This is a genomic window from Ralstonia sp. ASV6 (genome assembly GCF_016429285.1).
GTDB classification, from domain to species: Bacteria; Pseudomonadota; Gammaproteobacteria; order Burkholderiales; family Burkholderiaceae; genus Ralstonia; species Ralstonia flaminis.
In genome coordinates this window covers 1-245 of sequence record NZ_JAELUI010000713.1, presented here as the reverse complement: position 1 = coordinate 245, position 245 = coordinate 1, and the positions used below count along the sequence as shown (strand labels likewise).

Genomic DNA, 245 nt, shown 5'->3' with positions numbered 1-245 from the left:
TACGCGAGATCGCTCCAACTGCAGCCAGGCATGCAGCTCTCCCCATAGTGGTTGGGTTTCGCTGCACCTTCGGGCCAAACGTTCTTCACTGCTCAGCGCGGCCAACTCTCGCTCAAGGCGGTAGATCTGAGCAATGCGCCGCAGCGCCTCGGGCGCCACGGTGCTGTGGCCCTGGTTGCGTAGTAGCTCGTCATACTTGCGTCGCGCGTGGGCAAGACATCCTGCGGCCACCCGTCCGGGGCGAG

Annotated in this window: 1 protein-coding gene; it reads right to left on the bottom strand. The window is 64.5% G+C overall.

Translation table 11 applies throughout. The features are described from left to right. On the bottom strand, window positions 1–245 hold a 245-nt coding region (locus JHD73_RS28985), incomplete at both ends, for a transposase (RefSeq protein ID WP_199033464.1).